The sequence below is a fragment of the Pseudomonas sp. L13 genome, assembly GCF_009935965.1.
Classification (GTDB): domain Bacteria; phylum Pseudomonadota; class Gammaproteobacteria; order Pseudomonadales; family Pseudomonadaceae; genus Aquipseudomonas; species Aquipseudomonas lactis.
The window spans coordinates 21,120-43,556 of the sequence record NZ_QODJ01000023.1; the positions used below are offsets into that span (position 1 = coordinate 21,120).

General features: G+C 60.7%; 20 protein-coding genes. 13 read left to right on the forward strand and 7 right to left on the reverse strand.

Annotated elements, in window-relative coordinates; translation table 11 throughout:
* Nucleotides 1-8: 8 nt before the first annotated feature.
* A complete protein-coding gene (locus DK871_RS13550; RefSeq protein ID WP_161905401.1) occupies nt 9-479 on the reverse strand; it encodes a transporter substrate-binding domain-containing protein in 471 nt (156 codons plus the stop codon).
* Between the two features lie 134 nt (nt 480-613).
* Between DK871_RS13550 and DK871_RS13555 the strand changes: the two genes are divergently transcribed.
* Complete coding sequence (locus DK871_RS13555; RefSeq protein WP_161905402.1) at nt 614-1,054, forward strand: DUF4399 domain-containing protein; 441 nt, start codon at nt 614-616, stop codon at nt 1,052-1,054.
* Between the two features lie 145 nt (nt 1,055-1,199).
* On the opposite strand, the gene serA is transcribed toward DK871_RS13555, so the two are convergent.
* Complete coding sequence (gene serA / locus DK871_RS13560; RefSeq protein ID WP_003195214.1) at nt 1,200-2,429, reverse strand: phosphoglycerate dehydrogenase; 1,230 nt, start codon at nt 2,427-2,429, stop codon at nt 1,200-1,202.
* A 205-nt stretch (nt 2,430-2,634) separates the two neighbouring features.
* On the opposite strand from serA, the gene DK871_RS13565 reads away from it, so the two are divergent.
* The 4 genes from DK871_RS13565 (at nt 2,635) to DK871_RS13580 (ending at nt 6,919) form a co-directional block, all read left to right on the forward strand.
* Entirely contained in the window at nt 2,635-4,029 is a 1,395-nt protein-coding gene (locus DK871_RS13565) for an FAD-binding oxidoreductase (RefSeq protein ID WP_003195210.1), read from the forward strand.
* 22 nt (nt 4,030-4,051) lie between these two features.
* Nucleotides 4,052-4,717 carry a fumarylacetoacetate hydrolase family protein gene (locus DK871_RS13570; protein WP_034128983.1) on the forward strand — a complete coding sequence of 222 codons (666 nt, stop codon included), beginning with the start codon at nt 4,052-4,054 and terminating at the stop codon, nt 4,715-4,717.
* A gap of 248 nt (nt 4,718-4,965) precedes the next feature.
* The gene (locus DK871_RS13575) at nt 4,966-5,889 is read left to right on the forward strand and encodes an SdiA-regulated domain-containing protein (RefSeq protein ID WP_161905403.1); all 924 of its coding nucleotides are present in this window, start codon (nt 4,966-4,968) and stop codon (nt 5,887-5,889) included.
* Between the two features lie 121 nt (nt 5,890-6,010).
* Nucleotides 6,011-6,919, forward strand: a complete 909-nt coding sequence (locus DK871_RS13580) for an SdiA-regulated domain-containing protein (protein WP_161905404.1) — start codon at nt 6,011-6,013, stop codon at nt 6,917-6,919.
* On the opposite strand, the gene DK871_RS13585 is transcribed toward DK871_RS13580, so the two are convergent.
* Nucleotides 6,920-8,866, reverse strand: a complete 1,947-nt coding sequence (locus tag DK871_RS13585; protein WP_161905405.1) for an autotransporter domain-containing protein — start codon at nt 8,864-8,866, stop codon at nt 6,920-6,922. It abuts the gene before it with no gap.
* 333 nt (nt 8,867-9,199) lie between these two features.
* The gene (gene rpiA / locus DK871_RS13590; protein ID WP_003195201.1) at nt 9,200-9,871 is read right to left on the reverse strand and encodes a ribose-5-phosphate isomerase RpiA; all 672 of its coding nucleotides are present in this window, start codon (nt 9,869-9,871) and stop codon (nt 9,200-9,202) included.
* A 138-nt stretch (nt 9,872-10,009) separates the two neighbouring features.
* Here rpiA and ilvA point away from each other — a divergent pair, with 138 nt between their 5' ends.
* Entirely contained in the window at nt 10,010-11,524 is a 1,515-nt protein-coding gene (gene ilvA / locus DK871_RS13595) for a threonine ammonia-lyase, biosynthetic (RefSeq protein ID WP_161905406.1), read from the forward strand.
* Between the two features lie 40 nt (nt 11,525-11,564).
* Nucleotides 11,565-11,978, forward strand: a complete 414-nt coding sequence (locus DK871_RS13600; RefSeq protein WP_014720366.1) for a DUF2269 family protein — start codon at nt 11,565-11,567, stop codon at nt 11,976-11,978.
* 112 nt (nt 11,979-12,090) lie between these two features.
* On the opposite strand, the gene DK871_RS13605 is transcribed toward DK871_RS13600, so the two are convergent.
* Nucleotides 12,091-12,747, reverse strand: coding sequence for an HAD family phosphatase (locus tag DK871_RS13605; protein WP_161905407.1), 657 nt, complete (start codon nt 12,745-12,747; stop codon nt 12,091-12,093).
* 143 nt (nt 12,748-12,890) lie between these two features.
* Here DK871_RS13605 and DK871_RS13610 point away from each other — a divergent pair, with 143 nt between their 5' ends.
* Both DK871_RS13610 and ptsP read left to right on the forward strand, forming a co-directional pair.
* Nucleotides 12,891-13,370 (forward strand): RNA pyrophosphohydrolase, encoded by a 480-nt coding sequence (locus DK871_RS13610; protein WP_003176750.1) that lies wholly within the window; start codon nt 12,891-12,893, stop codon nt 13,368-13,370.
* A 22-nt stretch (nt 13,371-13,392) separates the two neighbouring features.
* On the forward strand, nt 13,393-15,672 hold the full coding sequence (gene ptsP, locus DK871_RS13615; RefSeq protein WP_116667619.1) for a phosphoenolpyruvate--protein phosphotransferase: 2,280 nt from the start codon (nt 13,393-13,395) through the stop codon (nt 15,670-15,672).
* A 98-nt stretch (nt 15,673-15,770) separates the two neighbouring features.
* Here ptsP and DK871_RS13620 read toward each other — a convergent pair whose 3' ends face one another.
* Nucleotides 15,771-16,517: an NRDE family protein gene (locus DK871_RS13620; protein WP_161905408.1), complete on the reverse strand. Its 747-nt coding sequence runs from the start codon at nt 16,515-16,517 to the stop codon at nt 15,771-15,773.
* A gap of 216 nt (nt 16,518-16,733) precedes the next feature.
* Between DK871_RS13620 and lgt the strand changes: the two genes are divergently transcribed.
* The gene (gene lgt, locus DK871_RS13625) at nt 16,734-17,546 is read left to right on the forward strand and encodes a prolipoprotein diacylglyceryl transferase (protein WP_003195189.1); all 813 of its coding nucleotides are present in this window, start codon (nt 16,734-16,736) and stop codon (nt 17,544-17,546) included.
* Nucleotides 17,547-17,597: 51 nt separating this feature from the next.
* Nucleotides 17,598-18,431, forward strand: coding sequence for a thymidylate synthase (locus DK871_RS13630; RefSeq protein ID WP_014720362.1), 834 nt, complete (start codon nt 17,598-17,600; stop codon nt 18,429-18,431).
* Nucleotides 18,432-18,565: 134 nt separating this feature from the next.
* On the opposite strand, the gene cadR is transcribed toward DK871_RS13630, so the two are convergent.
* Nucleotides 18,566-19,006 carry a Cd(II)/Pb(II)-responsive transcriptional regulator gene (gene cadR / locus DK871_RS13635; RefSeq protein WP_003195185.1) on the reverse strand — a complete coding sequence of 147 codons (441 nt, stop codon included), beginning with the start codon at nt 19,004-19,006 and terminating at the stop codon, nt 18,566-18,568.
* 85 nt (nt 19,007-19,091) lie between these two features.
* On the opposite strand from cadR, the gene DK871_RS13640 reads away from it, so the two are divergent.
* Complete coding sequence (locus tag DK871_RS13640; protein ID WP_161905409.1) at nt 19,092-21,392, forward strand: heavy metal translocating P-type ATPase; 2,301 nt, start codon at nt 19,092-19,094, stop codon at nt 21,390-21,392.
* Between the two features lie 16 nt (nt 21,393-21,408).
* Nucleotides 21,409-22,272: a LysR family transcriptional regulator gene (locus tag DK871_RS13645; RefSeq protein ID WP_161905410.1), complete on the forward strand. Its 864-nt coding sequence runs from the start codon at nt 21,409-21,411 to the stop codon at nt 22,270-22,272.
* Nucleotides 22,273-22,437 lie beyond the last annotated feature (165 nt).

Consider the following 22,437-nt stretch of genomic DNA (forward strand, 5'->3'; position numbering starts at 1 on the left):
CACATTTACTACATCTCAAACCACTTCTTTGTCAGCGCCTTCAACCGGCCATCGTCCTTAACCCGCTTCAACGCCCCGTTCAAACTGCTTTTGAACGCCGGGTTGCCCTTCTGAAACGGGATCGCCAATTCCGGCTTCTGGTGATAAGCCTCACTGAAATCGAAACGATCCTCAAGCTCGGCAGTCATAGCCATATGGTTAATGGCCACGTCGTACTTACCGGTTTCCACGCCGGATAGCAGGTCGGCGTTATCGGTGGTGATAAACGAGGAGCGCACCTCCATTTCCTGGGCCAGCAGTTCACCCAGTTCTACTTCAAAGCCGGCGAGTCTATCGCCCTCTTTGAAATTGTACGGCGGGGTGTTGGCTTCCAGGGCGATGCGCAGTTCACCGCGATCGTTGACGTCGTCAATCAGTTCGGCATGGGCCAAGGGGCTCAGAAGAGCAAGCAACAGCAACAGGCCAGGCGAAAAGCGCATGGTCACTCCTAAAGAATTCATACAGGCGAGGCGCCATTGAGCATCGTTTTGCTATGGTATCGGGTGCCTTGGACCGCAATTTATCGCGAAGTTGTCATAACCCTACAGATTTCACCGAAAAACTGGAGAAGCGAATGAAAGCCCTATTGTCCCGTGCAACCATTGCCAGCCTTTTGCTGGGTACCTCACTGTTGGCCAGCGCCGCAGACCTTCCTCGTACGCCTGCACCTGAAGGTGCCGAAGTGTTTATCGTCTCGCCGAAAGATGGTGCCACCGTCGATAAAACCTTCACCGTCAAATTCGGCGTCAAGAAGCTGGACCTGGAGCCGATCGACAAGCAAGTGCCTAACGCCGGTCACCACCACCTGCTGGTGGACCAGGAAGTGGGGGCGCTCAATGCCAACGAGGCAATCCCGGCCACCGCCACCTCGATTCACTTTGGCAAGGCGCAAACCGAAACCGAGCTGACCCTGACGCCGGGCAAGCACACCCTGCAACTGGTGGCCGGCGACAACGTACATCGCCAGTTCGAACCCACTGTTGCATCGAAAGTGATCACCGTTAACGTCAAATAAAAAACGGGAGCCCTTTGCAGGGCTCCCGTTTTTTATTGGTAGGAGCGAGCTTGCTCGCGAAAAACCAGAGAGCGGCGCGGGGAGTCAGGTTCCCCGCGTTATCGTTGACGATCTTCGCGGGCAAGCCCGCTCCTACATCGAGGGTTTAGAAAAGCACGCGGCTACGAATAGTGCCGTTGATGTGCTGCAGCTTCTCTTGCGCCAGGTCCGAATACTCGGCGTCGACGTCGATCACCACGTAGCCGACCTTCTCGTTGGTCTGCAGGAACTGACCGGAGATGTTGATGCCGTTTTCCGCGAAGACCTTGTTGATCTCCATCATCACGCCCGGAATGTTCTGGTGGATGTGCAGCAGACGGTGCTTGCCCGGGTGAGCCGGCAGGGCCACTTCCGGGAAGTTGACCGACGATACCGAGGTACCGTTGTCGCTGTACTTGACCAGTTTTTCCGAAACTTCCAGGCCGATGTTGGCTTGGGCTTCAGCGGTGGAGCCGCCGATGTGCGGGGTCAGGATCACGTTGTCCAGGCCACGCAGCGGGCTTTCGAAGATGTCATCGTTGGAGCGCGGCTCCACCGGGAACACGTCGATGGCAGCGCCGATCAGGTGCTTGTCCTTGATCGCGTCGGCCAGGGCGTCCAGCTCGACCACGGTGCCGCGAGCGGCGTTGATCAGGATCCCGCCTTTCTTGATGGCGCGGATTTCCTTCTCGCCGATCATCCACTGAGTCTCGGCCGTTTCCGGAACGTGCAGAGTGACGATGTCGGACATGCCCAGCAGCTCGGTCAGGCTGGCTACTTGGGTGGCGTTGCCCAATGGCAGCTTGGTCAGGGTGTCGTAGAAGAACACCTGCATGCCCAGGCCTTCAGCCAATACCGACAATTGCGTGCCGATCGAGCCGTAGCCGACGATACCCAGCTTCTTGCCGCGGATTTCGAAGGAGTTGGCCGCGCTCTTGATCCAGCCGCCACGGTGGCAGGAAGCGTTCTTCTCAGGGATACCGCGCAGCAGCAGGATGGCCTCGGCCAGCACCAGTTCCGCAACGGAGCGGGTGTTGGAGTACGGTGCGTTGAACACCGCGATGCCGCGCTCGCGCGCTGCATTGAGGTCGACCTGGTTGGTGCCGATGCAGAAACAGCCGACAGCCACGAGCTTCTTGGCGTGGTCGAAGATCTCTTCGGTCAGCTGAGTGCGGGAGCGAATGCCGATAAAGTGCGCGTCGGCGATCTTTTCCTTGAGCTGGGCTTCCGGCAGAGAACTGGTGATGTACTCAATGCTGGTGTACCCGGCGGCTTTCAGAACGTCGACAGCCGATGGGTGGACGCCTTCCAGAAGAAGGAACTTGATCTTGCTCTTATCGAGAGAAGTCTTGCTCATCTGCGTAAACCTGTATCCCGGAGAAAAATGGCAGGGAATCGGATCGCTTAAGCTGACCCGGACGGCAGGAAAGCCGTCACCGCAGAAACGCCCTTTGGGTCTGTCCTGCGGGGGCGGTATGCTAGCATACGCACCCCGCTAAACACCTATTCCTGCGACGTGAAGCGTTCTCAGGATGACCATGAATTGTTCGAGAGTTCTGTCGATGACCCATCCTGCCCTGATTGATGAGCTAAAGACCCTGGTTGAGCCCGGCAAAGTGCTGACCGACGCCGACTCCCTGGAGGCTTACGGCAAGGATTGGACCAAGCACTTCGCACCCGCGCCCACCGCCATCGTGTTCCCCAAGACCACCGAGCAGGTGCAGGCCATCGTACGCTGGGCCAATGAACACAAGGTGGCGCTGGTGCCATCGGGTGGGCGCACCGGCTTGTCGGCGGCTGCCGTGGCCGCCAATGGCGAAGTGGTGGTGTCGTTCGACTATATGAACCAGATCCTCGACGTGAACCTCACCGACCGCACCGCCGTGTGCCAGCCGGGTGTGGTCACCAAGCAGTTGCAGAACGTCGCTGAAGAAAACGGCCTGTATTACCCGGTGGACTTCGCCTCGTCCGGTTCCAGTCAGATTGGCGGCAATATCGGCACCAACGCCGGCGGGATCAAGGTGATTCGCTACGGTATGACCCGCAACTGGGTGGCCGGCATGAAAGTCGTCACCGGTAAAGGCGATGTGCTGGAGCTGAACCGCGACCTGATCAAGAACGCCACCGGCTACGACATGCGCCAGCTGTTTATCGGCGCCGAGGGCACCCTGGGCTTTGTGGTCGAAGCCACCATGCGCCTGGACCGTGCGCCAAAGAACCTCACGGCCATGGTGCTCGGCACGACTGATTTCGATTCGATCATGCCGGTGCTGCACGCCTTCCAGAGCAAGCTGGACCTGACCGCCTTCGAGTTCTTTTCCGACAAGGCCCTGGCCAAAGTCCTCGGCCGTGGCGACGTGCCGGCACCGTTCGAAACCGAGTGCCCGTTCTACGCGTTGCTGGAATTCGAAGCCACCACCGAAGAAGTCGCCAACCACGCCCTGGAAACCTTCGAGCATTGCGTGGAACAGGGCTGGGTGCTGGATGGCGTGATGAGCCAGAGCGAAACCCAACTGCACAACCTGTGGAAGCTGCGCGAGTACATCTCCGAAACCATTTCCCACTGGACGCCGTATAAGAACGACATCTCGGTGACCGTTTCGAAAGTGCCGGCCTTCCTGAGCGAAATTGACGCGATCGTCGGTGAACACTACCCGGATTTCGAAATCGTCTGGTTCGGCCATATCGGTGACGGCAACCTGCACCTGAACATCCTCAAGCCGGAAAACCTGAGCAAAGACGAGTTCTTTGCCAAGTGCGCCACTGTGAACAAGTGGGTGTTCGAGACTGTCGCCAAGTACAACGGCTCGATCTCCGCCGAGCACGGGGTGGGCATGACCAAGCGCGATTACCTGACCTACAGCCGTTCACCGGTTGAAATCGAATACATGAAAGCCGTCAAAGCCGTGTTCGACCCTAACGGGATCATGAACCCCGGCAAGATCTTCGCTGTTTAACCGCACCTGAAGGAGTCGTTCCATGAGCTACCAGCACAAGTATGTCGACGGCACCAATATCCACTTCCCGGTGGGTAAAGTGGTGTGCATCGGGCGTAACTACGCCGAACACGCCAAGGAACTGGACAACCCGGTGCCTACCGAGCCGCTGCTGTTCATCAAGCCGGGCAGCTGCGTGGTGCCGTTGGAAGGCGGTTTTGCCATACCGACCGAACGCGGTTCGGTGCACTACGAAGCGGAAATCGCCGTGTTGATCGGCAAGCCCTTGTCCGCCAAGCCGAGCCGGGAAGAAGTGCTGGACGCCATCTCCGGCTTCGCCCCGGCCCTGGACCTGACCCTGCGCGACAAACAGGCCGAGCTCAAAGCCAAGGGCTTGCCGTGGGAAATCGCCAAGTCGTTCGATGGCGCGGCGGTGATTGCCCCCTTCGTGGTCAGCAGTACCTTTGCGGACGTGACCGATATCGGCATTCGCCTGAGCATCAACGGCGAAGTGCGCCAGGACGGCAACAGCGCGCAGATGCTCAACCCGATTGTGCCGATGATCCAGTACATGGCGGGTTGCTTCTCCCTGCAAGCGGGTGACGTGATCCTGACCGGCACCCCGGCGGGTGTAGGCCCGTTGAATGTGGGCGATGAAGTGGTGTTGGAGCTGGCAGGTGTGAACCGCTTCGAAAGCGTCGTGCGCTAAATCACTGCCAAACAGAGATCAAACTGTGGGAGCGGGCTTGCCCGCGATGGCGGTGTGACAGTCACTGAATAGTTGACTGAACGCCCTCAATCGCGGGCAAGCCCGCTCCCACAGTTGTTTGTGCACATCTGCAGAATCCGGCGTTTTGCATTTTTTTCACACGCCATCCGGATAATTCCCTGCTCTTGCGCGCAGATCCTTGAATCCTGTGCTATCCCCTACAGCTGACTTTTCCGGAAAAGCGCTCAATGGCCGTGCCTCTGCCCACTTCGAAAACCTCGCTCCGCTCTCGCTTGTCCATGCGCTGGTATTCCTGGGTATTTTTGGCGGGTGCCATTTTGTATGGCGTCGCCTGGGCCATGCACTGGGACGATCGCGGTGTGCTGTGGGTGCTGGAGCGTTTCGAGAGTTCGGCCGAACGCCGGGAAAGTGTGTGGCTGCCGGACTATCACGCGGTGATCGACGCCAAGTTGCTGCCCGGTATGGAGAAGGACGAGGCATCAGACCTGTCCTATAACCCGCAGACCAAAACCCTGTTTTCAGTGATGGGCAAGAACCCCTTCCTGGTCGAACTGAGCCTGCAAGGCGATGTGTTGCGCAAGATGCCGCTCAACGGCTGGAACAACCCGGAAGGCGTGACGGTGATGGAAAACGGCTTGATGGCGGTGGTCGATGAACGCGATCACAGCCTCACCGTGGTCAAGGTGGACGCCAGCACCACCGCGCTGAACAAGGCCGATTTCCCCAGCCATGACCTGGGCCCGTCCAAAGACCAGAACAAAGCCTTTGAAGGCGTCACCTGGGACAAGCGCAACCAGCAACTTGTGTTGGGCGAAGAGCGCCCGCCGGCGTTGTTCACCTGGAAAAGCGATGGCAACACGCTGACCGGCGACAAGCAAAAACTGGCCAGCACCGAACTGGATGTGCGCAACCTGTCGGCCCTGTCCATCGACCCACGTACCGGGCATTTGCTGGTGCTGTCGGCCGACTCCCACCTGCTCTTGGAACTGGATGAAAAGGGTGAGCAAGTCAGCTTCATGACCTTGCTGGGCGGCTTCAATGGCCTCAAAGATACGATCCCACGCGCCGAAGGCGTGACCCTGGACGAGAGCGGCAATCTGTACATGGTCAGTGAGCCAAACCTGTTCTATCGTTTTGAAAAACAGAAGTAATCGACGAATTACGTCAGACTTTTCTTTATAAACGGCATTCGCCAGACAGTCCGGTGCGTTTAAGTTTAAATTCAGGCGACCTTGATATCTATTCGCCAGTTTTTTCTCTGAGCCCGCCCCGATGCGTCGATTTGCCCGCCCCAAACCTGCTGTTTTTATCCTGCTGTTGCTCGCCCTGGTCGCTGCCGGGCTGGTGGCACAGCAGTTCCGTCTGTTCGAACGTGCCTGGTTCAACTGGCGGGTGTGGTACCAGCCGGCTGATGAGCGTGCCATTGGCTTGGCGGATTACCGCGTCACCCTCGAAGGCCAGGTGATCGAAGGGCTCGACGATGATGTCTCGGCCCTGACCTACGACCCGGTGCGCAAGAGCCTGTTTACCGTCACCAATAAAAACGCCGAACTGGTCGAGTTGTCCCTGGAGGGCAAGATCCTGCGGCGCATTCCCCTGGTGGGCTTTGGCGATGCCGAGGCGGTTGAATTTATCAGCGACAACATCTACGTCATCAGCGATGAGCGCCAGCAGCGCTTGATCAAGGTGCATGTGGATGACGATACCAAGTTCCTAGATGCTGCCGATGCAGAGCAAATGACCCTGGGCGTGCACGTTGGCGGCAACAAGGGCTTTGAGGGGTTGGCCTACGATTCGGTGGGCAAGCGCTTGTTCGTGGCCAAGGAACGCGACCCCATGCTGATCTACGAGGTGCATGGGTTTCCCCATTTCAAACCGGAAAAAACCTATTCGGTGCATGTGATCAACAACCCCAAGCGCGATGCCGGGCTGTTTGTGCGCGACCTGTCGAGCCTGCAATACGACGAGCGCAGCGGCCATCTGTTGGCGCTGTCGGATGAGTCGTTTCTGGTGCTGGAGCTCGATATTGATGGTCGCCCTCTAAGCAGTTTGTCGTTGCTTAAAGGGCGCCATGGCCTGAGCAAGCGCGTGCCCCAGGCCGAAGGGATCGCCATGGATGACGACGGCACGCTGTATATGGTCAGCGAGCCGAACCTGTTTTACGTGTTCAAGAAACCCTGATCAGAACATCCATTGCACACCCAGCGAATAACCGGTCTGGCTGCCTTCGGCATGCCCCAGGCGACCATTGACCTCGGCAAACACCCCCAACTGTGGGGTGATCGCCAGCTGGCTGCCGAGTTGTGCACGAGCAAAGCTCTTGTCCACTGAGCCCAGCCTGGCGGTGCGGGCCTGGCCATCGGCGCGTGCGCTGAGTTGCAGGTCGTCCAGGCGGCCATCGGCCAATTCCTTGACCCAGGCGATGTCGCCGTAGGGCATCAGGTTCAGGCCATAGGGCAGGGCAACAGCGCCGCGCACGCGCCAGCCGAGGCTGGCTTCCAGGGAGTCGAAAGACTGCTCTTGGTACTCCAAGGCCGTGCGCAGGTTCTGCTTTTCGTGGAACTTGTCGATACGGTAATGGCTGTAGTCCAGGCCGGCGAACGGCCCGCTCTTGATCGCGCCAAACTCAAAGTCATAGCCACCCAGCACCCGTGCGCCCAACGCCAGGGCATCGGTGTCGCCCGTCAGTTGCTGGTTGAGCAGGATAGGCCCGCCATTGGCCTGGATGACCAGGTTGCGCTTGGAATCGAAGCGCGTGTGGCCCACGCTCAGGTCACCGGCCAGCCAGCTTCGCCCGCCATCGTTGAGCAGCGCATAGACGGCTGCCTGCCAGGTGTCGCTGTCGAGCTTGCCGCGATGCTCCAGTTTGTCGCGCCCATTGAGGTAGCTGAGGCTGGCGCCGATATTCAGGCTTGAAGTCAGTTGGTAGTCGCCGAGGGCATGCAGGCCCAGGCGCCGGGCTTCGGGGTTGGGGGCGTTGTCGAAGCCGCTGTCCGGGTTGTATTCGCCATCCACGCCGATCTCGCCATCAAAGCTGCCCACCTCGCGGCTGGCCGCTTGCAGGGTCAGCCAGCGGCGATCATGCAGGCGTACCAGGGCCTGATGCTGGCGCTGCAGGTTGTCCTGCATATTGCGCGCAACCGCACCGCCGGAAGCGGTCGAGGCCATCAGGTCGGCGTTGGTCAGTTCCAGCACCAGCCGGCTGAGCAGGCGTGAATAGTCACGCAGGCGCTGGTCGATGCGCGCCTGGCCGAACGCATCGGTCAAAACGGCTTTGTTGTCTTCGTTCGGGTCGTGCCAGGTCGAGCCGCCGGGGATTTTCGGGTTGTCGGTCTGGGTGTAGCCGTCCAGGTCGCCCAGCTCCCAGTTGGTAGCCTCTATATAAAGGATCGGGATATTCAGCGGTTCGAACGCCTCACCATCGCTGCAGCAGCCCGTGCCCTTCGGGTACTGCGGGTCGAGGCCGGGGTTGCTGAACAAGGGGATGTTCAACTCCTTGGCGATCTGAAAGGTGTGCTCGCGCAAGGAGGCCAAGGCCGGGTTGGCGGTGCTGTTCTGGCCGGCATGGGCATACATCATGTCGCCGGTGATCAGGCTGTCGAGGTTGATCATCGCGAGCATATTGGCGCGCTGGCTGGCGCTGAGTGAGTCGACAAAGGCCCGGGAGCCGCGCAGGCCTTCTTCTTCGGCGCCGAAGCCAACGATTTGCAGGCCATTCTCCAGTGACAGGCCGCCGAGATTCTTCGCCACCTCGGTCAACACGCTGGCGCCGGAACCGTTGTCATCCAGGCCTTGCAGGGTCGGGCGGCCGAAGTACGTATCGAAATGCGCGCCAATCACCACGTACTGGGGCTTGGTGCCAGCGGCATAGGCCACCACGTTTTGCGAAGCCCGGCTGCCGTTGTTCCAGGTGAAGTCTTGGCGGCTGATGTTATAGGCCGTACCCATCTGGCTTTGCATCCAGTCGGCGGCCCCGGCAAAATTGGCCGTGCCGCGATAACGGCCAGGGTAATCGTTGATCAGTTTTTCCAGGGTGGTGTTGGCGTGCTGGCCGTAATCGTAGGCTTGGGTATGCGTGGACAGCAGGGCACCGGCAACGCTGATGGCGAGGGCTAGAGGCTTTATCACAAGGTCTTCCTTGAGGTGAGGGGGACGTTCAAGCCCAGACCCTTTGCACAATGCGCGCCTCATTCCATGGGCGGCTGCGAATTGGCGCATTGTTAAACGCGTGGGTCGCGTGGCTGTAATTTGTATCCGATTGGATACCAGGCGGGGCAGGGGATGCCGTGACAGAGCGCACGGTTTTGGCGAGGAGTGCTGCGAAAAGTAGCGTTTTTGTTACATCGCTCTAAAGCCGAGCGCTACCACATGTGGGAGCTGGCTTGCCTGCGATGGCATCGCCTCGGTATCCATTGATACACCGAGTCGTCTGCATCGCGGGCAAGCCCGGCTCCCACAGGGTCAGGCTTTGAGGGTTTTCACGCCTTCCGGGGTGCCCAGCAGCAATACATCCGCCGGGCGCGCCGCGAACAGGCCGTTGGTGACCACGCCCACAATGGCGTTGATCTGCGTCTCGAGTTCCACCGGATTGGTGATCTGCATATTGAACACGTCGAGGATGATGTTGCCGTTGTCGGTCAACACGCCTTCGCGGTACACCGGGTCGCCGCCCAGTTTCACCAGCTCGCGGGCCACGTGGCTGCGGGCCATGGGGATGACTTCCACCGGCAACGGGAATGTGCCCAGCACCGGCACCAGCTTGCTCGCGTCGGCGATGCAAATGAAGGTCTTGGCCACGGCCGCGACGATCTTCTCGCGGGTCAGGGCCGCGCCGCCGCCTTTGATCAGGTTCAGGTGCTCGTCGCTTTCATCGGCGCCGTCGACGTAGAACTCCAGGTCGCTCACGGTGTTGAGCTCGTACACCGGGATGCCATGGCCCTTGAGGCGGGCAGCGGTGGCTTCGGAACTGGCCACGGCGCCGTCGAACGCGCCCTTGTGCTGGGCCAGTGCGTCGATAAAGCAGTTGGCGGTGGAACCGGTGCCGACACCGACGATGCTCTTGTCGTCGAGTTTAGGAAGGATTAAATCGACAGCGGCCTGGGCCACTGCCTGTTTGAGTTGATCCTGGGTCATGCGGGCTCCGGAACGGGCGGGGAATTAACGAGGGCGGCGAGTATAACCCAACAAAACCTCGGGATTCGTGTGGTCGCCCGGCCAAACGCTGGGTTAGACTCCTTGGCCCTGCCCAACCCGTGAAGTAGATGCCTGCCGATGCTTGAACACTACGTCAAAAAAATCCTCACCTCGCGCGTTTACGACATCGCCGTGGAAACCCCCTTGCAGACTGCCCGCCAGCTCTCCGAGCGGCTGGGTAACAAGATTTGGCTCAAGCGCGAAGACTTGCAGCCGGTGTTCTCGTTCAAGATTCGCGGCGCCTACAACAAGCTCACCCAGCTCAGCGCCGAAGAACGTGCGCGCGGCGTCGTCACCGCGTCGGCCGGCAACCATGCCCAGGGCCTGGCCCTGGCGGCCAAGGTGCTGGGGGTGAAAGCCACCATCGTGATGCCCAAGACCACCCCAGAGATCAAGGTCGAAGGCGTGCGCTCCCGTGGCGGCAAAGTGGTGTTGCACGGTGATTCCTTCCCGGAAGCCCTGGCCTACTCGCTCAAGCTGGTCGACGAAAAAGGCTACGTCTATATCCACCCCTATGATGATCCGCACACCATTGCCGGGCAGGGCACCGTGGCGATGGAAATCCTGCGCCAGCACCCAGGGCCGCTGGACGCGATTTTCGTACCGGTGGGCGGCGGTGGCCTGATCGCCGGGATTGCGGCGTATGTGAAATACCTGCGCCCGGAGATCAAGGTCATCGGCGTGGAGCCGGACGACTCCAACTGCCTGCAAGCCGCCATGGCGGCGGGCGAGCGCGTGGTATTGCCGACTGTGGGGATCTTCGCCGACGGCGTGGCGGTGGCGCAGATCGGCCAGCACACCTTCGACATTTGCAAAGACTACGTGGATGAAGTGATCACCGTCAGCACCGATGAAATCTGTGCGGCGATCAAGGACATCTACGACGACACCCGCTCCATCACCGAGCCGGCCGGCGCGCTGGGCGTGGCCGGGATCAAAAAGTACGTCGAGACCCGTGGCGTCAGCGGCCAGGCCTTTGTCGCCATCGACTCGGGCGCCAACGTCAACTTCGACCGTTTGCGCCACGTGGCCGAGCGCGCCGAACTGGGTGAAGGCCGTGAAGCCATCATCGCGGTGACCATCCCCGAGCGGCCGGGCAGCTTCAAGGCCTTCTGCGAAGCGGTGGGCAAGCGCCAGATCACCGAATTCAATTACCGCTACCACTCCGGCAGCGAAGCGCACATCTTCGTCGGCGTGCAGACCCACCCGGAAAACGACCCGCGCAGCGCCTTGGTGGCCAGCCTGACCAGCCAGGGTTTCCCGGTGCTGGACCTCACTGAGAACGAACTGGCCAAGTTGCACATTCGCCATATGGTCGGCGGGCATGCGGCCAGAGTCAGCGACGAGTTGGTGTTTCGCTTCGAATTCCCGGAGCGGCCGGGGGCGTTGTTCAACTTCCTCAACAAACTCGGCGGGCGCTGGAACATCTCGATGTTCCACTACCGCAACCACGGCGCGGCTGACGGCCGAGTGGTGGCGGGCTTGCAGGTACCGGCGGACGAGCGTCACCTGGTTCCCGCGGCCTTGGCGCAAATCGGCTACCCGTACTGGGATGAAAGCGAAAACCCGGCTTACCAGCTGTTCCTCGGTTGAGCGACTACGCTGACTGAGCGGCCTATAAGGAATAGAGATCATGGAAACGCTGACCACCCTCAAGGTGATCCACATCACCGCCACCGTATTGCTGCTGCTCAGCGGCCTGGGCCTGGCGGTATTGGCGTGGCGTAAACGCAGCGCCGGCCCGGCTGCGACCGTGCAGCGCCCCTGGGCATTTGTATGGCTGCTGATGGGCATTTGCCTGGTGAGCATGCCCTTCACCGGCTGGTGGCTGGTGCACCTGCTCGGCTGGCCATTGGGGCAAACCTGGATCTTGGGTTCCAGCATCCTCTACACCGTGGCGGCGCTGGCCTGGTTCTGGCTGGTGGCGCGGCTCAATCGGCTGCGCAAGGGCGAGGGCGGGAGCCTGAATTTCACCCTGGTGCTGGCGGTGGTCAGTCTGGTGGGGTTTGTGGCGATTGCAGGGCTTATGGGCGCCAAGCCGGTATAGGGCTTGAAACCGCGTCGCCTTCATCGCAGGCAAGCCAGCTCCCACACTTGACCGGGTTCCCACATGAGAACAGGGTCAAAATGTGGGAGCTGGCTTGCCTGCGATAGCATTCTCAGCTGCGCAGTGTAATCACCGGCCAGCCACGCCTTTCAGCCTCAGCGCGCAAATTCGGATCCGGATCCACTGCCACCGGGTGAGTCACCTGCTCCAACAACGGCAAATCATTCATCGAATCGCTGTAGAAATAGCTGTCTTCCAAGCTATAACCGGTTTCTTCCAACCAACGGTTCAAACGTGTCACCTTGCCCTCACGAAAGCACGGCACATCAGTGCTGCGCCCGGTATAGCGGCCGTCCACCATTTCGCACTCGGTGGCGATCAAGGTCTCGACGCCCAGGCGTGCGGCAATCGGCGCGGTGACGAAGCGGTTGGTGGCGGTGATGATCACCAGCTTGTCGCCGGCGGCGCGGTGCTTGGCCAGCAGCTCGACGGCCTTGGGGAGCATGATGGGCTCAATGCAGTCGCGCATATAGTCGTTGTGCCACGCGTCCAGCTGGGCCATCTCGGTGCGGCCGAGGATTTCCAGGCAGAAGTTCAAGTAGGCGGCGTTATCCAGCGTGCCGGCCAGGTAGTCGTCGTAGAACGCGTCGTTGCGGGCCTTGTAGGCCACCGGGTCGAGAAAACCGCGTTCACAAAGGTAATCGCCCCAGGCGTGATCGCTGTCGCCGCCCAGAAGGGTATTGTCCAAGTCGAATAAAGCCAGGCGCATTGCAGTTACTCGCTGAAAAGTCTGTAAAAAGGCGTCCAGAATACGGTCTTTTCACAAGAGTGCACATAAGGTAAGAAGCCTCGTTGCCGCTGGAACAACCTTTGTGGAACAATGCGGCGACATGCGTTTGCGAGGTTGTTGCCGTGATCGACCCCGATGGTTTCCGTCCTAATGTCGGCATTATTCTGACGAATGATGCCGGACAGGTGCTATGGGCTCGCCGAATCAACCAAGATGCCTGGCAGTTTCCTCAAGGTGGAATCAACCCCGACGAAACCCCTGAAGACGCCTTGTACCGTGAGTTGAACGAAGAAGTCGGCCTTGAGCGCGAAGATGTGCAAATTCTGGCCTGTACCCGTGGCTGGTTGCGCTATCGTTTGCCGCAACGCCTGGTGCGTACCCACAGCCAACCGCTGTGCATCGGCCAGAAGCAGAAATGGTTTCTTTTGCGCCTGATCTCCAACGAGCAGCGGGTGCGGATGGATTTGACCGGTAAACCGGAGTTCGATGGCTGGCGCTGGGTCAGCTATTGGTACCCGTTGGGCCAGGTGGTGACATTCAAGCGCGAGGTTTATCGTCGCGCTCTCAAAGAGCTTGCCCCGCGCCTTTTAGCGCGCGACTGACGACGGAGTTCGACCCCGAGCCATGCTCAATACGCTGCGCAAGATCGTCCAGGAAGTTAACTCCGCCAAGGATCTCAAGGCGGCGTTGGGGATTATTGTGTTGCGCGTCAAGGAAGCCATGGGCAGCCAGGTCTGCTCGGTTTACCTGCTGGACCCCGAGACCAACCGTTTTGTGCTGATGGCCACGGAGGGCTTGAACAAGCGCTCCATCGGCAAGGTCAGCATGGCGCCCAATGAAGGTCTGGTGGGCCTGGTGGGGACGCGTGAAGAACCCCTGAACCTCGAGAACGCGGCCGATCACCCGCGTTATCGCTACTTTGCCGAAACCGGTGAAGAGCGCTACGCCTCGTTCCTGGGTGCACCGATCATTCACCACCGCCGCGTTGTCGGCGTGTTGGTCATCCAGCAAAAAGAGCGTCGCCAGTTCGACGAAGGTGAAGAAGCCTTCCTGGTGACCATGAGCGCGCAACTGGCCGGGGTAATTGCCCACGCCGAAGCCACCGGCTCGATTCGCGGCCTGGGGCGCCAGGGCAAGGGTATCCAGGAAGCCAAGTTCGTCGGTGTACCGGGTTCGCCAGGCGCCGCGGTGGGTACCGCGGTGGTCATGCTGCCGCCCGCCGACCTCGATGTGGTGCCGGACAAGACCGTCCACGACATCGACGCCGAGATCAAACTGTTCAAGACCGCCCTCGAAGGCGTGCGCGCCGACATGCGCAACCTGTCGACCAAGCTGGCGACCCAGCTGCGCCCCGAAGAGCGTGCGCTGTTCGACGTGTACCAGATGATGCTCGACGACGCGTCCCTGGGTAACGAAGTCAAGACCGTGATCAAGACCGGCCAGTGGGCCCAGGGCGCGTTGCGCCAGGTGGTCACCGATCACGTCAACCGTTTCGAAATGATGGACGACGCCTACCTGCGCGAGCGGGCATCGGATGTGCGCGACCTGGGGCGCCGCCTGCTGGCGTACCTGCAGGAAGACCGCAGCACCAACATGGTCTTCCCCGATAACACCATTTTGGTCAGTGAAGAATTGACCGCCACCCAGCTTGGCGAAGTGCCTGAAGGCAAGCTGGTGGGCCTGGTCTCGGTATTGGGTTCGGGTAACTCCCACGTGGCGATCCTGGCCCGGGCCATGGGTATCCCGACGGTGATGGGCCTGGTGGACCTGCCGTATTCCAAGGTCGATGGCATCGACATGATCGTCGACGGGCACCGCGGCGAGGTGTTCACCAACCCCAGCGACGTGCTGCGCAAGCAATACGCCGAGGTGGTGGAAGAAGAGAAGCAACTGGCCCAGGGCCTGGATTCGCTGCGCGAGCTGCCGTGTGTCACCCCCGACGGCCACCGCGTACCGCTGCTGGTCAACACCGGCCTGCTGGCGGATGTAGCCCGTGCGCAACAACGCGGCGCCGAAGGGGTGGGTCTGTACCGCACCGAAGTGCCGTTCATGATCAACCAACGTTTCCCGAGCGAGAAGGAGCAGCTGGCGATTTATCGCGAGCAACTGCAAGCCTTCCACCCGTTACCGGTGACGATGCGCAGCCTTGATATTGGCGGCGATAAGTCACTGTCCTATTTCCCGATCAAGGAAGACAACCCCTTCCTTGGCTGGCGCGGTATTCGCGTTACCCTCGACCATCCCGAAATCTTCCTCGTCCAGACCCGCGCCATGCTCAAGGCCAGCGAGGGCTTGAACAACCTGCGCATCCTGCTGCCGATGATCTCCGGCACCCATGAACTGGAAGAAGCCCTGCACCTGATCCACCGTGCCTGGGGCGAAGTGCGCGACGAAGGCGCCGATGTGCCGATGCCGCCGATTGGGGTGATGATCGAAATCCCGGCGGCGGTGTACCAGGCCAAGGAACTGGCGCGGCAGGTGGACTTCCTGTCGGTGGGCTCCAACGACCTGACCCAGTACCTGCTGGCCGTGGACCGTAACAACCCACGGGTAGCCGACCTCTACGACTACCTGCACCCAGCGGTGCTGCAAGCGCTGCAACACGTGGTGCGCGACGCCCATGCCGAAGGCAAACCGGTGAGTATCTGCGGCGAAATGGCCGGCGACCCGGCGGCGGCGGTGCTGTTGATGGCGATGGGTTTTGACAGCCTGTCGATGAACGCCACCAACTTGCCGAAAGTGAAGTGGATGCTGCGCCAGGTGGAGTTGAGCAGGGCCAAGGATTTGCTCGCCGAGTTGATGACCATCGACAACCCGCAAGTTATCCACAGCTCGCTGCAATTGGCGTTGAAGAACCTGGGGCTGACCCGGATGATCAACCCAGCCTCGGCCAAAACCCTCTAAACCGAGGCGCCTTCATCGCAGGCAAGCCAGCTCCCACATTTGGAATGCAATCCCCTGTGGGAGCTGGCTTGCCTGCGATAGCGTCAATCCAGTCGCCGTCAAATTCCCAGTTCGACCTCACCCAGCCGCCCCCCGTGCGGGCCAAAGCTACGCTCCAGCATCCGCCGCGTCCCATCGGCATTCACAATCAACGCCGTGCTCGCCCGTGTCCCGTAACTGGGGCTGGCGATAAACACGCTCGACAGCAGGCTTTCAGTCGCCAGGCCTACGCCGGTGTCCGGCAGTTCAGCAAACGGCGCGGTCTGCGGGTCGCTCAGAATCTCCAGCAGGGCCTGCGGCTCGGGGTTCTCCAGCACTGCGCTGAACGCCGCCTTGGCCTTTAGCAACTTCGGCCAGGGCGTATCCAACCCGGCATTGGATAACCCATACACCCCAGCCTTCAACCGCGTCGGTTCGGTGTCCTTGGCGTTGTAGTGCCACAGCTCATCCCGCGTGCCCACCAGCAGGTTGAACCCGGCGTATTCAATCGAGCGTCCATTCACATCGGCCAAATAATCGTCGATCGGCAGCGAACCGCTGAGAAACCGCGCAACCAGCTCGCCGCGAGACTTGCGTGCCGGTGGCTGGTGCGGGTCGCGGATGTTGGTCAAGGCGGCAAAGCGCCCATCCGCGTTCACCCCCAGCCAAGTGCCCCCGGCCTCCTGATCGCGGCCGGCGTAGACCTGGGGCGCATCCGCCCACTGGGCCAGTGGCAGGCTGGGACGGGCGTAGAACTCATCGCGGTTGGCCGCGACGATCAGCGGTTGGGCGTGGCCCGGTCGCCAGGCGAAAACAATCAGGCACATCGGGTGACCCCTTTTGTGTTTTTGCCACTCTACCCACAGACGCGCCGGTGTTCCATCGTCTCGAAGTTGGGCCGCGCACCTCTGATCCGTTAACATGCCGGGCTGTTTGGTGTGTATGTGAACTTCTTAATTTGATCTCGCAGCTGTAACGCAGGCTTAATCGCACATCGGCATGGTCCGGTGCGTCATGACTAAATGTTTTAACGAGGAGTCGCAATGCTGCCTTACCCGCAGATCGACCCGGTGGCCCTGGCCATCGGTCCGCTGAAAATCCATTGGTACGGGTTGATGTACCTGATCGGCATCGGCGGTGCCTGGCTGCTGGCTTCCCGGCGCCTGAACCGTTTCGACCCGACCTGGACCAAGGAGAAGCTCTCCGACATGGTGTTCTGGATGTCGATGGGCGTGATCGTCGGCGGGCGCCTGGGGTATGTGCTGTTCTACGACCTGTCTGCGTATCTCGCCAACCCGACCCTGATCTTCGAAGTGTGGAAGGGCGGCATGGCGTTCCACGGCGGGTTTATCGGCGTGATGATTGCCGCCTGGTGGTTTGGCCGGCGCAATGGCAAGTCGTTCTTCCAACTGATGGACTTCGTCGCCCCCTTCGTGCCGATCGGCCTGGGCGCCGGGCGCATTGGTAACTTTATCAACGCCGAGCTGTGGGGCAAGCCGACCGACGTGCCGTGGGCGATGGTGTTCCCGCCGTTCAGCGATCCGGCGCAACTGCCGCGCCACCCGTCGCAGCTGTACCAGTTCGCGTTGGAAGGTGTGGCACTGTTCCTTATTCTCTACATCTTCTCGCGCAAGCCACGCCCAACCATGGCCGTGTCGGGCATGTTCGCGCTGTTCTACGGGATTTTCCGCTTCATCGTCGAATTCGTGCGGGTGCCGGATGCGCAGTTGGGCTACCTGGCGTGGGGCTGGCTGACCATGGGTCAGGTGCTGAGCCTGCCGATGATTCTGGCGGGCCTGGGCATGCTGTGGTGGGCGTACAATCGCCCGCAGCCGCTGAAGAACGCCGCGCTTTAAATTCGAATGCCAAGACCAGGAGGTCTTGGCTTCAACGATACGGGTAAAAACATGAAGCAATACCTCGAACTGCTGCAGGACGTCGTGACCAATGGCCTGACCAAGGGCGACCGCACGGGCACCGGCACCAAGGCTGTGTTTGCGCGTCAGTATCGGCACAACTTGGCCGACGGCTTCCCGCTGCTGACCACCAAGAAGCTGCACTTCAAAAGCATCGCCAACGAACTGATCTGGATGTTGAGCGGCAACACCAACATCAAGTGGCTCAACGAAAATGGCGTGAAGATCTGGGACGAATGGGCCACCGAAGACGGCGACCTGGGCCCGGTGTACGGCGAGCAGTGGACCGCCTGGCCGACCAAGGACGGCGGCACGATCAACCAGATCGACTACATGGTGCACACGCTCAAGACCAACCCCAACAGCCGGCGCATCCTGTTCCACGGCTGGAACGTCGAATACCTGCCGGACGAAACCCAGAGCCCGCAGGAAAACGCGCGTAACGGCAAGCAAGCCCTGCCACCGTGCCACTTGCTGTACCAGGCGTTCGTGCATGACGGCCATCTGTCGATGCAGCTGTATATCCGCAGCTCCGATGTGTTCCTGGGCCTGCCGTACAACACCGCCGCGCTGGCGTTGCTGACCCACATGCTGGCCCAGCAGTGCGACCTGATCCCCCACGAGATCATCGTCACCACCGGCGACACCCACGCCTACAGCAACCACATGGAACAGATCCAGACCCAGTTGGCGCGTACGCCGAAAAAACTGCCGGAACTGGTGATCAAGCGTAAGCCTGCCTCGATCTACGACTACAAGTTCGAAGACTTTGAAATCGTGGGTTACGACGCCGACCCGAGCATCAAGGCTGACGTGGCTATCTAACGGCCCATCGCGGTAAAAAAAACTGTGGGAGCTGGCTTGCCTGCGATAGCGGAGTGTCAGGCGACATCAATGTCGCGGGCCCACCGCTATCGCAGGCAAGCCAGCTCCCACATAGGTTGCGTGTTCGCTTGAGTTTAGTGCCCGTGGCTTCTGCCCACATGCGAAGGCTCGGCCTCGCTGGCCGCAATCCCTCCGCTGACTTCCAACTGCTGCAAGATCCCGCACTGGTTCCCACCGCCGCAACGTTGGCGCAGGTCCAGCAGTTGTTCCTGCAAGGCCAACAATCCATCGATCCGCGCTTTCACATGATGGATATGCTCGTCGATCAACGCATTTACGCTTTCGCATTGGTCCTGGGGGCTGTCACGCAGCCCCAGCAGGCTGCGGATTTCTTCCAGGGTCATGTCCAGGCTGCGGCAGTTGCGGATAAAGGTCAGCCGCTCGGTGTGCGCCTGGGTGTACACGCGGTAGTTGCCGTCGGTGCGGGCCGGGGGCGGCAGCAGGTTTTCCTTCTCGTAATAACGGATGGTTTCCACCGGGCAATCGGTGAGTTTGGCCAGTTCGCCGATCTTCATCGCAGCAATCTCCAAATGGGTGCTTGACCCTATAGTGGCTACAGGGTCTTTACTTGGCAACAGGCACCTTTACGGACGCGACCTGATGAGCCACTCCATTCATACCCCGCACAAGCACGACCACAAGCATGATCACGATCACGATCACGATCACGATCACGGCCATGATCACAAACATGACCATGGGCCCGCCAAACTCACGCCTGTGGATAACCACGGCCATTCCGGTTCCTGCTGTTCCGGCGCTGCCGGGCCTGCCATTGTGACCTTGAGTGAAGCGCCTACCGCCGGCTCGCGCCTGAGCACCTTCCGCATCGAAGCCATGGACTGCCCCACCGAGCAGACGCTGATCCAGAACAAGCTGGGCAAGCTCGCTGGCGTGCAGCAACTGGAATTCAACCTGATCAACCGCATCCTCGGCGTCACCCATGACCTGCCGAACACTGCGCCGATCATCGAGGCAATCAAGTCCATCGGCATGCAGGCCGACCCTATCGAAGAAGGCAGCCCCGCCGCCGCGCCGCCCGCCAAGAAGCATTGGTGGCCGTTGGCGGTGTCGGGCGTGGGCGCCCTGGGTGCCGAAGTGCTGCATTTCACCGGCGTGGCGCCCACCTGGGTAATCGCGCTGGTGGCGCTGGTGTCGATCCTCAGCGGCGGCCTTACCACCTACAAGAAGGGCTGGATTGCCCTGAAGAACCTCAACCTCAATATCAATGCATTGATGAGCATCGCGGTGACGGGCGCGATCCTGATTGGCCAGTGGCCGGAAGCGGCGATGGTGATGTTCCTGTTCACCGTGGCCGAGTTGATCGAGGCCAAGTCCCTGGACCGGGCGCGCAACGCCATCAGCGGCCTGATGCAGATGACCCCGGAACAGGCCACGGTGCGCCAGGCCGACGGTTCCTGGCTGGAACAAGAGGTTAAAAGCATCGATCTTGGCGCGATTGTCCGAGTAAGACCCGGCGAGCGCATCGGCCTCGACGGTGAAGTCACGGCCGGCCAGTCCACCATCGACCAGGCACCGATCACCGGGGAAAGCCTGCCGATTGAGAAAACCGTGGGCGATAGAGTCTTTGCCGGCACCATCAACCAGGCCGGTTCCCTGGAGTACAAGGTCACCGCAGCGGCGAACAATTCGACCCTGGCGCGAATCATCCACGCCGTGGAACAGGCCCAGGGCGCACGCGCACCGACCCAGCGGTTTGTCGACAGTTTCTCCAAGGTCTACACCCCGGCCGTCTTCCTGTTTGCCCTCGGTGTGGCGGTGATTGCGCCGCTGTTCATGGCGGGCGTGTGGTTTGACTGGATCTACCGCGCCCTCGTGCTGCTGGTAGTGGCCTGCCCTTGCGCCTTGGTGATCTCCACCCCGGTGACCATTGTCAGCGGCCTGGCAGCAGCGGCGCGTAAAGGCATCCTGATCAAGGGCGGCGTGTACCTGGAGGGCGGCTACAAGCTCGATTACCTGGCCCTCGACAAAACCGGCACCATCACCCACGGCAAACCGGTGCAAACCGATTACCTGCCGCTGTTCCCGAATATCGAAGACAGCGCGCCGGCCCTGGCCGCGAGCTTGGCATCGCGTTCTGACCACCCGGTGTCCCTGGCGATTGCCAACGCGGCTGTGGATAAAAACTTGTCGACTCATGCTGTGGATAACTTCGAGGCCCTGGCCGGGCGTGGTGTGCGGGGTGATATCAACGGTCAGACCTATCACCTGGGTAACCACCGCCTGGTGGAAGACCTCGGCCTGTGTTCCGAGGCCTTGGAAGAGAAACTCTTCGCCCTGGAAAAACAAGGCAAGTCCGTGGTGTTGCTGCTGGACAAGTCCGGCCCGCTGGCGCTGTTTGCCGTGGCCGACACGGTCAAGGAGAGCAGCCGCGAAGCTATCCAGCAATTGCACGATCTGGGCATCAAGACCCTGATGCTCACCGGCGACAACACCCACACCGCCCAGGCCATTGCGGCCCAGGTCGGTATCGACCAGGCCCAGGGCGACCTGTTGCCCACTGACAAACTGCAAGCCATCGAAACCCTCTACGGCCAGGGCCATCGGGTGGGCATGGTCGGTGACGGTATCAACGACGCCCCGGCCCTGGCCCGTGCCGAGATCGGCTTTGCCATGGCCGCAGCGGGCACCGATACCGCCATCGAGACCGCCGACGTAGCGCTGATGGACGATGATTTGCGCAAGATTCCGGCTTTCATTCGGTTGTCGCGGCAAACGTCGAGTATCCTCAAGCAGAACATCGCCCTGGCGCTGGTGATCAAGGCGATCTTCCTGGCCGTCACGTTCATGGGCATGGCGACCATGTGGATGGCAGTCTTCGCCGACATGGGCGTGAGCCTGCTGGTGGTGTTCAATGGCCTGCGCCTGGTGCGCAAATAGCGGATGAGAGGGTGGTGTGCTGAGTGCTGAGTTAAAGGCGTTTTTCATGGTCGCCCGCCTGGGCAGCATTACCCAGGCGGCGAAGAAACTCGGCCTGAGCCAGCCCACGGTGACCACCCAGATTCGCAACCTGGAAAGCCAGTATGGCGTCGAGTTGTTCTACCGTGGCGGCCGTCGCCTGACCGTCAGCGACGAAGGCGCGCGGCTGCTACCGATGGTGAAGGCGCTGTTGCAGCAGGAAGCGGATATCGAGTTTTTCCTGCGCAACAACGGCCAGGTCCAGGGTGCGCTGAGAATTGCAGCAACCGCGCCGTATTACATCCTCGATCTGGTCAAAGCCTTTCGCGAGCGCCTGCCCCAGGTGGAAGTCTCGGTGGAAATCGGCAACTCCCAGCAGGTGCTTGAAGCGCTGGACGATTACCGCGTCGATGTCGCAGCCTCATCGCAATTGCTGGAAGACGCCCGGCTGATCCGCCGCGTGCTGGGCACCGACCCGCTGGTGCTGGCGGTGCACCGTAATCACCCGTTGGCCAAGCTCGATCACGTACCGTTGAGCGCGCTAGTCGGGCATACCTTGCTGATGCGTGAAGCGGGCTCCACCACCCGCAGGCTGACGGAAGAGATGTTGAAGAATGCGGGCGTGGGGTACGGGCCGTTGCTGGAGATTGGCAGCCGTGAGTCGATTCGCGAGGCCGTGCTGCGCAATATCGGCATCAGCATCATTGCCCGCCAGGAAGTGCCCCACGACCCGCAGTTGCGCGTGCTGACCATCGAGAATGCACCGCAGATTCCGGAGTATCTGTATTGCCTCAAGGAGCGTAAGGGGGCGCGGTTGCCGGCGGCGTTCCTTGGCTTGGCGCAGGAAATGTCACCCCTCTGAATATTGATGGCGGCTTTTAAATGGCCATCGCAGGCAAGCCAGCTCCCACATTTTGATGTGTGAACCCATTCAAGTGTGGGAGCTGGCTTGCCTGCGATAGCGGTCGCCAGTCCTACACAAATCCACCAATACCACTATCACCTGCTTTTGCCTTTCTGCCACACC